General features: G+C 67.7%; 13 protein-coding genes and 1 pseudogene. 9 read left to right on the top strand and 5 right to left on the bottom strand.

Going from position 1 to position 14,557, the window contains the following annotated elements; translation table 11 throughout:
* Positions 1–147: 147 nt before the first annotated feature.
* From AB0F40_RS17115 to AB0F40_RS17100, 4 genes and pseudogenes are all read left to right on the top strand, one after another.
* A complete protein-coding gene (locus tag AB0F40_RS17115; RefSeq protein WP_357469894.1) occupies positions 148–585 on the top strand; it encodes a hypothetical protein in 438 nt (145 codons plus the stop codon).
* Between the two features lie 74 nt (positions 586–659).
* A pseudogene (locus AB0F40_RS17110) lies at positions 660–1,055 on the top strand (RHS repeat-associated core domain-containing protein); the annotation flags it as partial.
* Positions 1,056–1,447: 392 nt separating this feature from the next.
* Entirely contained in the window at positions 1,448–1,816 is a 369-nt protein-coding gene (locus AB0F40_RS17105) for a hypothetical protein (protein ID WP_357469891.1), read from the top strand.
* Positions 1,817–2,072: 256 nt separating this feature from the next.
* Positions 2,073–2,294: a hypothetical protein gene (locus AB0F40_RS17100; RefSeq protein WP_357469888.1), complete on the top strand. Its 222-nt coding sequence runs from the start codon at positions 2,073–2,075 to the stop codon at positions 2,292–2,294.
* A 155-nt stretch (positions 2,295–2,449) separates the two neighbouring features.
* Here AB0F40_RS17100 and AB0F40_RS17095 read toward each other — a convergent pair whose 3' ends face one another.
* Positions 2,450–3,376: an AraC family transcriptional regulator gene (locus tag AB0F40_RS17095; protein WP_357469936.1), complete on the bottom strand. Its 927-nt coding sequence runs from the start codon at positions 3,374–3,376 to the stop codon at positions 2,450–2,452.
* A gap of 142 nt (positions 3,377–3,518) precedes the next feature.
* On the opposite strand from AB0F40_RS17095, the gene AB0F40_RS17090 reads away from it, so the two are divergent.
* Positions 3,519–4,271, top strand: a complete 753-nt coding sequence (locus tag AB0F40_RS17090; protein ID WP_357469886.1) for an SDR family oxidoreductase — start codon at positions 3,519–3,521, stop codon at positions 4,269–4,271.
* 67 nt (positions 4,272–4,338) lie between these two features.
* Here AB0F40_RS17090 and AB0F40_RS17085 read toward each other — a convergent pair whose 3' ends face one another.
* A complete protein-coding gene (locus AB0F40_RS17085) occupies positions 4,339–4,848 on the bottom strand; it encodes a small multidrug efflux protein (RefSeq protein WP_357469884.1) in 510 nt (169 codons plus the stop codon).
* A 169-nt stretch (positions 4,849–5,017) separates the two neighbouring features.
* Between AB0F40_RS17085 and AB0F40_RS17080 the strand changes: the two genes are divergently transcribed.
* From AB0F40_RS17080 to AB0F40_RS17070, 3 genes are read left to right on the top strand one after another with little or no spacing between them, the layout of a single operon-like run.
* Positions 5,018–6,016 (top strand): type II CAAX endopeptidase family protein, encoded by a 999-nt coding sequence (locus AB0F40_RS17080; RefSeq protein WP_357469881.1) that lies wholly within the window; start codon positions 5,018–5,020, stop codon positions 6,014–6,016.
* A 55-nt stretch (positions 6,017–6,071) separates the two neighbouring features.
* Positions 6,072–6,851 carry a MerR family transcriptional regulator gene (locus AB0F40_RS17075; protein ID WP_357469878.1) on the top strand — a complete coding sequence of 260 codons (780 nt, stop codon included), beginning with the start codon at positions 6,072–6,074 and terminating at the stop codon, positions 6,849–6,851.
* Positions 6,848–7,600 carry a GPP34 family phosphoprotein gene (locus AB0F40_RS17070; protein ID WP_357469875.1) on the top strand — a complete coding sequence of 251 codons (753 nt, stop codon included), beginning with the start codon at positions 6,848–6,850 and terminating at the stop codon, positions 7,598–7,600. Before AB0F40_RS17075 ends, AB0F40_RS17070 begins: the two co-directional genes overlap by 4 nt.
* 48 nt (positions 7,601–7,648) lie before the next feature.
* Here AB0F40_RS17070 and AB0F40_RS17065 read toward each other — a convergent pair whose 3' ends face one another.
* Complete coding sequence (locus AB0F40_RS17065) at positions 7,649–8,887, bottom strand: HAMP domain-containing sensor histidine kinase (RefSeq protein ID WP_357469872.1); 1,239 nt, start codon at positions 8,885–8,887, stop codon at positions 7,649–7,651.
* On the bottom strand, positions 8,884–9,552 hold the full coding sequence (locus AB0F40_RS17060) for a response regulator transcription factor (protein ID WP_357469869.1): 669 nt from the start codon (positions 9,550–9,552) through the stop codon (positions 8,884–8,886). Before AB0F40_RS17060 ends, AB0F40_RS17065 begins: the two co-directional genes overlap by 4 nt.
* A gap of 277 nt (positions 9,553–9,829) precedes the next feature.
* Here AB0F40_RS17060 and AB0F40_RS17055 point away from each other — a divergent pair, with 277 nt between their 5' ends.
* Positions 9,830–11,323 (top strand): SulP family inorganic anion transporter, encoded by a 1,494-nt coding sequence (locus AB0F40_RS17055; protein ID WP_357469866.1) that lies wholly within the window; start codon positions 9,830–9,832, stop codon positions 11,321–11,323.
* Between the two features lie 49 nt (positions 11,324–11,372).
* On the opposite strand, the gene AB0F40_RS17050 is transcribed toward AB0F40_RS17055, so the two are convergent.
* Complete coding sequence (locus AB0F40_RS17050) at positions 11,373–14,441, bottom strand: family 78 glycoside hydrolase catalytic domain (RefSeq protein ID WP_357469863.1); 3,069 nt, start codon at positions 14,439–14,441, stop codon at positions 11,373–11,375.
* Between the last annotated feature and the right edge of the window lie 116 nt (positions 14,442–14,557).

The raw sequence follows: 14,557 nt of genomic DNA, 5'->3' as shown, positions 1-14,557 counted from the left end.
GGCGACCTCGAAGGCTGGACCACGACCGGTCAGGCGTTCACCGCGGCGCAAGATTGGTATGGAGAGCACGCCGTACGTCAGCGACCTGATGCTCGGTCTCGGCGGGTGGGTCGGTGGCTCCGCGGTGGGCTCGGGTGGTGCTGAGCCATGACGAAGGAGCGTCGGAAAGACTCTGAACGCGAGGCTCTGTTCATCAGTCGAGCAAACGCGGCACGGCACTTTATTCAGACCGTCGGCATATTCGCATTATGTGTCGCCGTGACAATCGTGGCCGCAGTGATGGATATGCCAAATCTTGTCGCAATTATGGCACCAGCATCGACTATCTCCGGCACGCTCGGATTCCTGTGGATCGTTGACCGAGTGAAACCAACAGCTGTCACGCTGGTGCGAATCCCCAGAGCGCTGCGCAGTGTGCCGTTCATGGTGGCCGCAGTCGTCCTGGCGGTTCTGGCGGCGGTCGCACTATCTCTCCAGTTCGGAGCCGTGGCGGGCCTGGCGGCTCACCTCCTTGTGTACGGCACCGAGTTTGCCTTGGCGGTCGCAATCAAGGCTGGTCGGGTGCGCCGCGAGCCGCCGGAGTGACGCCCCTCCTTTGCATGGTGTGTACCGCCTGCTGAGGGGGCGGTGACTAGTCCGGCGAGCACGGTTTCCTTGACAAGCCCGTCGACGCCACCGGCCTCACCGCTATAGGCGCTCGGATGTATGACCCGCTGCTGGGTAAGTTCATCTCCGTGGACCCGATCATGGATCTCACCGACCCGCAGCAGTGGAACGGGTACGCGTACAGCCACAACAACCCGACCACGTTCACTGACCCGACTGGCATGCGGGAGGTCTGCGAGGCCGGGTACTCCTGCAACTACGGCAAGGGCGGGAGCATCACCAAGGCCAAGGAGAAGCCCAAGCCCATGCCGGCCACGGTCGAATCCACTGCCGACACTTCCAATTGGGCTGGTGGAAAACATTTCCGTGCACGATTTCAGGCATACGATGGAAGCATGCGGAAGAACCTCTTGGGCGGATGTTCGGACCCATCTCGAAAGCGAATATAACGGCAATGGCGAGTATGAGAACATTGCCATTGCGCTACTGGGTTCGCACGAATTACTCGCAAGACCGACAGCGATCACGTCCGATGGTGGAGACGGTAGTTGACGGACTGCGACTATCCAGTACCGGGTAACCAACGACACGACGCTTGCCTCCGCGACGCGCTTTGGATACAACAGTCCGGATACTGATCGGGCAAAGAACTGGATCGCGAATGGTTCCTTCGGGGGAAGGGTGTCACAGGAATTCGTGTGGTATGAAAGGTACACATATGACTATCAAGGGAACTAGCACCGGTCGGACGGGGAGGGTAGCCTCGGCGGCTGCAGTCGCCGTAGCGCTCGCAGGCTGTGCCCCGCTTGAGTTTCCGGTCGACATGGGAACTCCTGTTGACATGACGCCCGAAGACCTATCTGGGGTATGGGTCCGGACTAATGATGAGCAGGGCGATCAGGTGCAAATTTGGTTCGGTTCCGAGGGTGAATTCTTCACGTGCAACTTTCCTGCCCCATATGTCTGGAGTCACTCCGAGTTGTATGGTGACGGCTCAGTGTCGATCGATGGATACTTTGAATTCGGCAATGGTCGCATATATGCTGGCACGGAAGGTTCAGGTCGGGCTGGCGCGCCCGTGATACTTTTCCCAGGGCAAGTCGATGGCAGCGAGGTGCTGCGAGTTCAGGCAGGAGGAGACCCTGATTCCTCTGATGTCATTGATTTTGTAAAGGACAGCAATGTTGACGGCCTTGAGAAGGTGTGCTGACCTCGATCCCTGTCTTTTGCCGTCTGATGTTTCGCTCGTCTGCCACAGGGTCGCGTTCTGCATGATTCATGACGGTCTCAATATGGCTAGATCTCGAGTTTCGACAACCTGTGCAGTGATATTCGTTATGTCGGTGGCCCGAGCGCTGCCCGCCGAGAAAGCCGTCGCGGTCCCACTGGGAGACGCGTTACCTATGTCCTGGACCCCCGATTCGCCTGCATACCGGTTCCGTGAGGGTCTGCGACAGATCCATGTAATGGCCGACAGTTCCGCGTTCATCATGTCGGGCTACCGGTCCCAGCCGGCCCGCGCCGCGGAGGTCCGCGCGGACCCAGATTCCCTGCTCCAGGTCGTGACAGGGATCGAGGAGATCGCCGAGGACAACTGGGCGGCTAAGACAGCCGTCGCTTCTCTGCTGGTGCGCGCCCGTGCCTACCTGCCGGTCTCCAGCAGCCTCAGGGATACGGCTACCGTTTAGGTGCCCCCGAGCAGCGCGACGTTGCGATGCTCACCTTGGCCGCGCTGACCGCCTGGAGCGCGGACTCTCAGCCGCAGCCCTTGTCGACGATCCTGGACCGAGCCATGGCGGTGCCCGCCGGGCAGGGATGAGGTCCCTCAGTGAGGAGCGCCTGCTCACTGCCGAGCGGGAGACGCCAGCTCCGGCTTCCGTGCTTGGTTGCGGAACTTCGTGGGTGATGCGCCGACCACGCGGCGGAACGCGGTGCTGAACGCGCTCTCGGACTGGTAGCCAGTGGCTCGTGCGAGGTCGGAGATCGAGAGCGTGTCGCGAGTGAGGGCGTCGCGGGCGAGGCCCATGCGCCATTGGATCAGGTACTCCAGTGGCGGGACCCCGACGTGGTCCTTGAAGGTCCGGGCGAACGCGGAGCGCGACATGTGGCTGATCTCGGCGAGCTCCTTGAGGCTCCAGGAGTGGGCCACGTCCGCGTGCACGGCGCGTAGGGCGGTGCCGATGCCGTCTTCGTTCAGTGCGCCGAGCCAGCCGGCGGGCCGGTCTGTCTGGCCGGCGTGAGCGCGCAGCATGTGCACGAGCAGGACCTGCGCGAGGTGGTTCTGCACCAGAGGGCCACCGGCGCCGTCGGCCCCTACCTCGGTCGCCAAGAGTGCGATCAGCTGCCCGAGCTGCATGCCACGAGGGTCAGCGGCGCGGACGATCACGAGCGGCGGCAGAAGATCGGTCAGGAGGGCCGCGTAGCTGTCGTCGAACGCGATGTGCCCGACGCAGAGGTAGCTGTCGTCCTCGGACTCCGGGCCTATCCGCACGATCCCGTCGTCGGGCGCCAGCACCGGCTGCGCGGGGCGCGGGCTTGCGTCGAGCGCGCTGGCCAGCACGTAGGGCGGCGGGTTGCCCAGCATGAAGGTGTCACCCTCCTGCAGGAGCACCGGCTCGTGCCCGTCGAGGATCAGCCAGCACGTGCCGCGCACGAGGCCGCCGATCCGCACGTGCAGGAACGTGTCGAAGCGCAACGCCCACTCGCCCGTGGCCCGGAGGTTGGGCCCGACCACCGTTCGAGGCTTGAGCAGGCTGATCGCATCTGCCACTGGGTCGTTGAAGCCGAGCAAGACTCTTCTCCTGGGACTATCGGTAAGAAATCGTGGACCATCCGTTATGGAGGATACCTCGGCGCTCGTGCAGTATCGATGACGAACGCATCGGCGCCGAGAGAGCAACGGAGAGAGTCGCATGGGACAGCTTGAGGGCAAGACAGCGGTCGTGACCGGCGGTAGCAGCGGGATCGGTCTGGCGGCCGCGGTGCGGCTGGCGGACGAGGGTGCGTATGTGTTCGTCACGGGGCGACGTGAGGCCGAGCTGGAGGCCGCTGTCAGGACCATCGGGGCCCAGCAGGCCACGGGAGTGGCGGGCGACATCTCGAGGCTGGAGGATCTGGACCGGCTCTATGACGTCGTCCGGGCACGGGGCGAGGGGGTGGACGTGCTGGTGGCGAACGCGGCGGTCGGTGCGTTCGTGACACTGGAGCAGACCACGGAGGAGCACTTCGACCAGACCTTCGGGATCAACGTCCGGGGAACGCTGTTCACGGTGCAGAAGGCGCTGCCGTTGCTCAACGAGGGGGCATCGGTGATCCTGACCGGTTCAACGGCCGCCGACCGCGGCATGGAGGCGTTCGGCGCCTATTCCGCGTCGAAGGCGGCGGTGCGGTCGTTCGCGCGGACGTGGTCGACCGAGCTCAAAGGCCGGGGCATCCGCGTCAACGTGGTCTCGCCGGCGTGGATCGAGACCCCCGGCGGCACCGCCTCCTTCGGCGACGAGGAGACCGCCCGAGCCATGAAGGACCACGTCGCCGCGACGGTACCCAAGGGCCGTATGGGACAGCCTGAGGAGGCTGCCGCGGCGGTGGCGTTCCTGGCCTCGGAACAGAGCAGCTACATCGTCGGCTCTAACCTCTACGTCGACGGCGGCACCAACCAGATCTGACCGGATGGCCGCTACCCGTGCCACGGTACGGGTAGCGAGCTTCAGCGGATCGGCTCACTCGTCATAGCTACACGCCGACGACGAAGGTCAGCGCGGCCCACATCGATACTGTCGAAACCGTCGTCCAGAGGACGATCGCCACGCCCTGCCACAGCAGCACCCAGCCCCGCGACGTTCCGCCGGCGACGAGTAGCGCGGATGTGAACTGGGTCGGGATCGCCAGCGGACCGAGGATGCTCGCTCCAGGCACGCCGAATCGCACGAGCCACTTCTTGAACTTCCGCTGTCCCTTCGACTCGGGCTTGGCCGGGCCGCGCGGACCCTTCCGATCCATCACCGCGGTACGCGCCCGGGAACTGAGGAACACCACGAACAGCACGCAGATGAAGTTGCCCGATGCGGCAGCTATGGCCGCGATGACTGGATTGATCCCGCCAGAGACGCCGATCAGTGCCGCAACCTCTCCCTCGATGAACGGGATCGCGGCGGCGAGCATGATGACGAACGGTTGGAGGATCTCAGGCACCTGAGACACAAGCTCCTGAAAATTCCGGACAAGGTCCTCGATGGCGGTCATTGAAGCGTCCCTCTCTACGGTCGGCTCGGTTCGCCGACATCACACGCAGTAGAGACCGTGTTCCTGGAACAGGGTCAACCTCGCCGGGAAAAGACCTTCGACCCCTTGACTGTGTTCCGGCAACACGGTGTCAACTGACGGCACGACGGGCAGAGACGGAGACGTACCCATGACATCGGCAACATCACGAACCCAGAGTCCGAAGCCCGTTCCACCGGGTGTGGAGTACCACCGGGTGCTCGCGGGGGAGGAGCGGCGAATCGGTCGCGGCCTGCTCGCCATCCTCCTGCTCGTCGGAGGCATGTTCGGCGCGATCCAGGTGTTCTACCTGCTGGCTGTCTGGATCGAAGGGCTCATCGGCATCGAGCCACAGATGTTGACCCCGCTGACGTTCGGCGCCGGCGTGGCCGCCACCGCGCTGCTCATCCCGTGGAGCATGCTGATCCAGCGCCGGCTCTACGGTGTGCGCGGCCCGTCGCTGCACTCGGTCGTATCCCGCTTTCGCTTCGACCTGTTCGGGCGCGCGCTGGCGGTCGTCGTGCCTCTCTTCGTGACCGCGGTCGCCGTCACCGAGTACCTGGAACCGCGTGCGACCGCCGTGTGGTCGCACGGCGACCTCATCGCGTGGTTCGTCGTCGTCGTGCTGCTGGTACCCCTGCAAGCAGCAGGAGAGGAGTACGGTCTGCGTGGCCTCGTCTTCCGCGTCGCGGGGAGCTGGGTGCACGGCCGGTGGGCGTCGCTCATCCTGGGCATCGTCGTCTCCGGGGCCGTGTTCGCCGTGATCCATACCGCAGGCGGCCCGTGGTGGAACGTGTTCTACGTGATCTTCGCTGTCTCGACGGCCCTCGTCACGTGGCGCACCGGGGGAGTGGAGGTCGCCGTGGTCATGCACGGTGTCTACAACGTCATGACCTTCACGTTCTGGTTCATCTTGCACGCCGACCTCACCGACAGGTTCGATCGGTCGGCCGGCGCAGTCACCCCGGCGCTGCTCATCCCCAGCAGCCTCGTCTTCATCGCCATCGTGGTGATCGTGTGGATCCGGACCCGGCGCACGGGCCCCGCGAAGACACCGGCTGCTGGTGTGCGGCACCCAGAGGGCTCGGGTCCCACAGCGGGCGCAGGCTCTGAGCAACGACGATCATTTGACACAGTGGCGACCACATAGTTTCTGCTGACACAGGTGGCTGGCTTGCGCTCCGTGAGCGCGGAGAGGGTGGGACATGCCGTGGAGTACGCGCGAGCTGGCAGACCTGGCTGGAACGACGGTCAACACGGTTCGTCACTATCACCGAGTCGGGCTGCTCGACGAACCTGAGCGTCGCTACAACGGATACAAGCAGTACGGGGTCGGGCACCTCGTGAGTCTCCTTCGGATTCGACGCCTCGCCGAACTGGGTGTGCCGCTCTCGGCGATCGGCGACGTCAACGCAGGAGCCGATCACACACCGGATGCACTCCGTGAGCTCGACACCGAGCTCCAAGCGAGCATCGAACGCTTGACGAAGGCCCGGGGAGAGATCGCCGCGATCCTCCGTGAGGAGTCTCCCGCGCACACACCAGCAGGATTCGCCTCCGTGGCATCGCGGCTGTCCGAAGCGGACAGCTCGATGATCCACATCTACACACAGCTGTACGACGAGGAAGCGCTCGCGGATGTTCAGAAGATGGCCGAGGCTGACTCCGGTGATCTCAGCGCTGACATCGAGCAGCTTCCAGTCGATGCGGACGAGGAGACACGGCGGGCGCTCGCTGAGCGGCTCGCGAGGACCCTGAGGCAGAACTTCATCGACTATCCGTGGTTGACCGATCCCGCCGCACACCTCTCCAAGAGCGAGCTCATCACGGCGGAGACGTTCGTGGAGGCGGTGGCGGAGCTGTACAACGCAGCTCAGCTGGATGTCCTCGTCCGCGCCAATGCGCTCGCACGAGCAACAGGGGCCGACCCAGACATGGCCGACGGCCAGACACCGATGAAGCATCAAGAAGGGATCGAGCAATGACTGAGCAAGAACCGGCGCGTTCGGCTGACTCGAACGACTCGAACGACTCCGCCATGCTTCGGCCCCGGACCTTGGCGGAGGACCTTCTCTTGCTTCTCTTCCAGCCGAGCTCCGGTCGCCAGGGGGGTGCCGGGAACATCGCCGGCGAGGCCACGCTCTACTGGGTTCTCGCCGGCGCAGTGCTCGCAGACCTCGGCCTCGGCGGCCACGTCCGAACCGGCACCACGCGCATCGGCACGATGACCGTAGAGGCCGTCGCCGACAATCCTCCGTCCGACCAGCTGCTTCGTTCGAGCTGGGACTACGTCGCTCGCAAGTCGCGAGGTGTGCAGACGGTCCTCGCTGCGACGGGACCCGCCTTGCGTGAACCGTTGCTGGACCGACTCGTCCAACGCGGAGACCTCCGCCGCCGCACACAGAAGACACTCGGCCTGTTCCAGACCTCAGTGCTTCAGGAGGGTGACACCGGCCGCCGTGACGGCCTGCTCGCCGAGGTCCGTGCCGTGCTCGTCGACGGTGAGAAGCCCACGGAACGCACAGCGGCGCTCGCGGCGCTCCTTTATGGCAGCGGGACTCTGCCTCAGTTCGACCGCGACATCCCATGGACCTCTCCGGTCATCGCCCGCGCTGAAGAACTCAAGGACGGCAACTGGGGAGCGGACGCCGCGGCAAGGGCCGTGGCGCGCACCGTCACGGCGGCCATCGTGAACAACGTCATCATCGCCGCGGCAGTGCTACCTCGCGGATAGCGCGACGACCGGGGGCCGATCGCTTGAGTGCTGCGCGGCGGAGGCAGCTCACCGGTCACGCTCTGTCGCGGGGCCCGTCGCGGCACGGTGGCGCTCCTGGGTGCCCGGCGTGGGGAACAACAGCGCGAAGGTCGCGCCGGACCCGGGAGCGCCGTCGATCGTCAGCGTGCCGCCGTGGGCGCCGACGATCTCGTTGACGAGTGCGAGGCCGAGGCCGAGGCGTATCCTGCCCGCTTCCTTCTTCGATCCGCGGCGGAACCGTTTGATCAGCTCACGCGCGAGAGCCGGGTCAAGGCCTTCGCCGTCGTCGATCACGGCGAGGCCCACTTCGGTGCCGCGTGACCGCAGGGCGATGACGACTCGACCGCCCGGGCGCACGTGGGCGAACGCATTGTCGACGAGCGAGGACACCGCGCGGCGCAGGGCGCTGGTGGTGCCCTTGACGACGTAGCTGGTGTCGGGTCGCGCGTCGACGACGAGGTCGAGGCCCGCGAGCTCGGCCCGGGCGGCGAACGAGGCTCGCACCTCCTGCGCGAGGGCGTTCAGGTCGACGGGCACCCGGGGGAGCGGCCGGTGCTGGATCTCCGCGGTGAGAAGAAGGTCGTCGACCACCTCTGCGGCGATCTTGGCGTCCTGAGCCAGTTGCTCCAGCTCCAGCCGCTGTGCCGGGTCGACCGCCGCTCCGCGGAGCAGAAGCTGGGCGCGGGTCAGCACGATCGCCAGTGGAGTCCGAAGCTCGTGGCTGACATCGGCGACGAAGTGTCGTTGCGACGCCAAGGCTTCGCCCAGCGAGCGGACGGCACGGCGGCCGAAGGCCCAGCCGAGCGCCGCGGATGCCAGGACGCCGAGGGCGCCGGCTGCCAGGGAGAACCGGGCGAGTCGTTCGGTCTCCTCCTGCTGTTCGACGAAGTTCATGATGGCGGTGACGCGGGTGCCGTCGGCCGCTTCTCCGACATAGGCGAGAAACGGGTTGTCACAGATATCGACGCGTGACTGGCCGTCGGGCAGGCGTGCCGCGGTCTCGCGCACGTGGCGCTCCGGGCAGCTGGTGGGCATGCCGTCCAGGACCACGGTGTCGGTGCCGTCCAGGGTGACGTGGTGGCTCCCGGCCTCGGCGACCTTGGCATGCAGCTTGTTCTCGGACGCATCGCGCCGAGCCTCGAGACCGACCACGTACACCAGGGCGATCACCGCGGACACCACGATCGCGACCGCTGCGCCGGTCTGGAGCGCAACGGCCAGTGACGCCCTGCGCAGCAGCCTACGGTCGCTGATCGCAGCGCTCACGAAGGCCCGAGCCGGTAGCCGAGGCCGCGTACCGTGCGGATCATGCCGTGGCCGAGCTTGCGTCTCAGGTAGTAGACGTAGGTGTCGACGGCGTTCGGGCTGTCCGCGTTCTGGAAGACCCGCCGATGGAGCTCCTCACGGCTACGGACGCGGCCGGGGTTGGCTGCGATGACACGCAGCAGCGCGCACTCCTGGGCGGACAGCTCGACGGGTTCGGCGCCGGGGGACAGGACGCGGCGGCTCGCGACGTCGAGGCGGCGCCCGCCGAGATCGATCATGGGCGACGTGTCGGTATGCCGGCGCAGGAGGGCGCGCAGGCGCGCCAGGAGCTCGTCGCTGTCGAACGGTTTGACGACGTAGTCCTCGGCGCCGGAGTCGAGGCCCTCCACCCGGTCCTCGGTGGTACCTCGTGCGGTGAGCAGCATCATCGGCGTCGTGATCCCACGGCTGCGTAGGCGGCGGACCAGTTCGACCCCCTCCAGCGCGGGAAGCGTGCGATCGATGACCAGGGCGTCCCACCGGCCGGTCAGCCCGTGGTGCAGCCCGGCCTGGCCGTCGAAGACGGATACCACCTCGTAGCTCTCCGCGGTCAGCAAGCGGACGAGCAGCTCCGAGAGGCGCTTGTCGTCCTCGACGAGCAGCACACGACGAGCGTCGAGGTCCATGCGCAGATCGTCTCACCCGCGCTCTGAGGTTGCTCTGAGATTTGGTCCAGAGACTTGATCACAACCGGGACTTGTCGGTTCCCGGGCGCGATCCGTCGCGGGTCGCCGTGCACCTCACCTACCCAGCGTTCCGCACCACCGTTGACGACCGATGCGCTCAGGGGGCGCACAGGGGGTATCTGATGCAGCATCTTCTCGACCACGCCCGTTCCTTTCCGAACCGGTACGCCCGGACCGTGCTCGCGCACCGCGCGCACGCCGACGAGTTCCTGCCGCTGTGAGCCCCCTTCGGAGTGCGGCGGCGCATGCGCCGCCGTCGAGGCGCGGGACGTTCCTGGCGGACCTGACCGCGTCGTTCGTGGTCTTCCTGGTCGCGGTGCCGCTGTGCGTCGGGGTGGCCGTCGCCTCCGGCGTTCCGGCCGAGCTGGGCCTGGTGACCGGTATCGTCGGTGGACTGGTCACCGGGTTCCTCCCGGGCAGCAGCCTGCAGGTCAGCGGCCCGGCCGCCGGACTGACGGTGCTGGTCTACCAGGCGGTGCAGCAGTTCGGCATCTCGGTGCTGGGGGTCCTGGTGCTCGCCACCGGGTTGCTCCAGCTCATGATGGGTGCGCTCCGTCTGGGCCGCTGGTTCCGGGCCATCTCGGTCTCGGTCGTCGAGGGGATGCTCGCGGGGATCGGGCTGGTGCTGATCGCCGGTCAGCTCTACTCCATGGCGGGGATCGGCGCGCCCAGCGAAAGTCTTGCGAAGATCACCGGGCTTCCCGGGATGCTCGTCGACACCTGGGGCTCCAGGACCGCGCTGACGTCGTTCGCGCTCGGCCTGGGCACGATCGCCGTGCTCATCCTGTGGCAGAAGATGCCACGGCGGTTGCGGGTCGTACCCGCACCCCTGGCCGCGGTCGGGCTGGCGATCGTCGCCGGCGCGCTGCTCGGGCCGTCGGTGGACAAGGTCGAAGTCCATGGTCTGCTGGACTCGATCCAGCCGCCCGGCCTCGGCGACCTCGGCCGGCTTGCCGAGCTCGGAGTGATCGGCACGGTCCTCGCCTTCACGCTGATCGCCTCGGCCGAGAGCCTGTTCAGCGCCGCAGCCGTGGACCGCCTCCACGACGGGCCACGGACGCGGTACAACCAGGAGCTCATGGCGCAAGGAGCCGGGAACGCCGTGTGCGGTGTGCTCGGTGCCCTGCCGCTCACGGCGGTCATCGTCCGCAGCGCGGCCAACGTCCACGCCGGTGCGAGAACCAAGGCGTCCCGGGTGCTGCATGGAGCATGGCTGCTGCTCTTCGCCGCTCTGGTGCCCGCGGCTCTCGGCCTCATCCCTGTCACGGCTCTGGCGGCGGTGCTGGTGCACGCCGGGTTCAAGCTGATCCCGCTGGCCGAGATCCGTCGGTTGTGGCGTGCGCACCGGGGCGAAGCGCTCGTCCTCATGGCGACCGCGCTCGCGATCGTCTCGGTGGGCATGTTCGAAGGAGTGCTTGTCGGACTGGCCCTCTCGGTCGTCAAGACCGCCTGGGACACCTCCCGCGTGCACCTGGAGGTGAGCGACGAAGGCCACGACCCGCTCGTCGCGCGCCTGAGTGGCAGCGCGACGTTCCTGCGCCTGCCCAAGCTGCTCGACCAGTTGGAGGCTCTGCCTCAGGACCGCCCTGTCGAGATCGATCTGTCCGGCCTGCACCACCTCGATCATGCCTGCCGCACCTCGCTGGAGAACTGGGCCGCGCGACACAGCGCCGAGAGTGTCGAACCGGTGCGGTTCGCCCGACAGCTGTGAGCGGGTCTTCGGGCTGTTGCGCCGAGTCGTCGACTCCCGTTGCCGTTCATCAACGCTCCGAGATCGCCGGGAACCGGTGGCGTCCCGAGCCGGCCACGTGGGTCGCTCCGTCCGGCAGCGTCACCTCCGCGGTCGCGTTGACCGGAACGGTGACGGTGACTTCTGGACCACCCCGGCGCCGTCGCCAGGCGACCGCGATCCGGCCTCGCGGGGTGTCCACGTGGGTACTCGCCCAGGCGAGGTCCCCGAACGCGCCCGGGGTGACGCGGAAGCGGGCCCAGCCGGGCTCGAGCGCTTCGAGTCCGAGGACGCGGGCCAGCATCCAGCCGACGGGCGAGGACAGCGTCGGGTCGTTGTGGCTGCGGGCGTCGGCCTGCCACTGCTCCCAGAAGGTCGTCGCACCGAGACTGCGCCAGTAGCCGTATCCGGGATAGCCCTCGGCGCTGAGGACGTCGAGCGCGAGGTCGGGATGGCCGTGGTCGCTGAGCGCGTACGGGAGCGAGATCGTGCCGAACGACCCGGTGTCGAGGTGGCGGTCGTTGCGCTCGACCTCGGCCGCGAGCCGGTCTGCCACCGGGCGGATCATGGCGTCGGGTACCAGCCCCAGGTGCAGCGGGATCGCATTGCTCGTCTGCCGGTAGTCGACAGTCATTCCCGTCCGGTAGATGCCGGCGGAACGGTCCAGGTAGCGCTCGTTGAAGTCGTCGGTGAGCTCGGTCGCCCGGCGGCGCCAGCTACGGGCCTGGGCCTGATCGTCGGCCACCTCGGCGATGGCTGCGGCGTCCCGCAAGGTCTTGATCAGGTAGGCGGCAGCCACCAGCCCGGTGCCCTCCGGCGCGTACGGGTCGCCGTCCTTGCTGGGCGGGTACCAGTCGCCGAAGATCTCCAGGAGCTCCCCGTCCTGCTCCTGAAGGATGAGCAGGAGCTCCACGTAGCGGCGGACCGCCGGGTAGTGCCGCTCGGGTACCGTCCGGTCGCCGTGGTGCAGGTAGTAGCGGTGGACCAGGTGCGGGTAGGCGGCGGTCGTCGAGGGCGTGACGGGACGCGGGAAGGGTGCGATCGGCGTGTAGTGGCTGATGGTTCCGTTCTCGGCCTGTCCGATGCGGATGTCGTCGAGCCACTTGTCGAAGAGCGGCGCGCTGCTCAGCCCGAGCAGCTGGGTGGTGTCGGCCTGGAGCCCCTGGGCCAGCCACCCCATCTTGAGCAGGCCGGACGTGTCGGGGTGACCGTGCATGCCGTTGCGGCTGGTCCGAGCCGCCGCATCGACGATCCACTGCAGGACCGGTTGGTCGAGGGCGAGATCCATGGTCGGGTCCAGGTCGGAGCGGACCGGCACGGCGACCAGATCTGGCCGTTCGGTCGTCCCGGTGACCTCGACGTACTGGAAGCTCTTGTACGCCCAGGACGGCTGCCAGTCGATCGGGCCCCCGGCGGCGATGTACTCGTCGCGCTGCAGTCTGCCGGTGATCGAGGGATTCTCGACCCCGCCCGGCGCGCCGGGATCGATGCGCCCGTGCTCTCCGAGCTTCTCGTGCTGCAGGATGCCGACCACGGAGTTCGCGGCGCTCTGCCCCCGCAGGCGTACCCAGCCGGAGACGACCTCGCCGAAGTCGTACAGCCAGACCCCCGGCTCCGGTTCCCGGACCGCGACGGGCTCGACGGGCCGGTGGGTACGGATCGGCTGATGGGGGTAGGGCTCCAGACGACCCTGTGGCGGCGGGACCTGTCGGGCGGACGCCCAGCCGCCGTCGTCGTAAGCCGCTGTGGTCCAGCCCTCCAGCTCACGTGCGCGTCGGGCGTCGTAGGTCTCCCCGGTGTAGAGGCCGTCGAACAGGGTCGGGCCCTCGGTCAGACGCCAGTCCGGGCCGCTGCCGACGACGACCCGCTGACCGTCGTCGAGCGTGACCTCCAGCTGGGCGAGGACCTGGGGCTCGCTCGTCCACGGCTGCAGGTTGGTCCCGTCGGAGTCCGCGGCACGGGTGGCGAAAAGCCCGCGTCCCACGTCCACGCCGATGGCGTTGTCGCCGCGCCGGACCAGCCGGGTGACGTCATGAGTGGTGTAGAGCACGCGCCTGGTGTAGTCGGTGAAGGGCGGGGTCAGCTGCCGATCGCCGACGGCGCGATCGTTGAGCATGGCCCGGCCGTGGCCCAGGCCGACCAGATAGAGCCGTGCCGACACCGGGTTTCGGTCCAGCCGGAACGTATGCCTGAACCGCGGGTTGGGCGGCGGGTCGCCGGGCAGGGCGTACAGCCACCGGTCGAGCAGCTCGATCTCCTCGCCGTCGGCGACCGCGGCGCCGTGGGGGTACGGGCTGCCGTCCTGCTCGTCGCCGAGCCGGCCCTGCCAGGCGACCGCGTCCGTGGAACTCGTGACCCCCAGGTAGTAGCGACCCTCACCCATCGGCTCGGCGAGGTCCAGCCGTGCTTGCGCCTCTTTGGGGCCGACGGTCGCCTGTCCCCGGGCGAGGACCTCGCCGTCGGCCCGGTCCCGGCGCAGGACCAGGTCGACGTCGGCCGACTCTGCGGACACCGTGAGCAGGACGGCGACGGCGCTCATGCTGCCGGCGACGGCAAACGTCTGGCCGAGCTCGTGACCCGGCACGACCCTGTCGGGCGTGAAGCGCTCCGGCTCGAGGGTCCTGGTCGGCTGGGGAAGAACGGCGCCGCTCCCGATCCAGGCTGCCTGCCACGGTTCGTCGGGCAGTGCGGTCTCGAACCAGGCGGGCCGGCTCCACGGGCCGACCCGCCCGGCTTCGTCCCACACCCGTACCGTCCACCGGTGGCGGGCCCGGGGCTGGAGCGTCGGTCCGGCATAGCTGATCGCACTCTGGTCCGCCGACTCGACCCGGCCGGAGTCCCAGACCTCGACGGGAGCTCCCGCGATCGGGGACCTGGCCACCCGGAGCTGGTACGCCGACTGCCGGCGGTCGTGGCCGGATCCGAGCAGCCGCCAGCCGAACCGAGGCGGCCGGACCCCGACCCCGAGGGGGTCCGACAGGTGCTCGGTCGTCAGCCGGTCGGCGCGGAGCGACCGGTCGTCGGCCCACGCCGTGCCCGGCACCGCGTAGGCGGCCACGACCGCGCCCGCGGTCCCGGCGAGGAATGTCCTGCGTGACACCGTCACGTCGTCCTCCGATGCGTCATCACATGTGCGGTCAGCGCTCTGGTGCGCTCGCGGCGCATGCTCGTTTCGTCGGGACCACACAGTCGTGGTCACGCTGCTGCTGCAGGTGC

Source organism: Promicromonospora sp. NPDC023987 (genome assembly GCF_040639055.1).
GTDB lineage: Bacteria > Actinomycetota > Actinomycetes > Actinomycetales > Cellulomonadaceae > Promicromonospora.
This window is presented reverse-complemented; position numbering and strand designations above follow the sequence as displayed.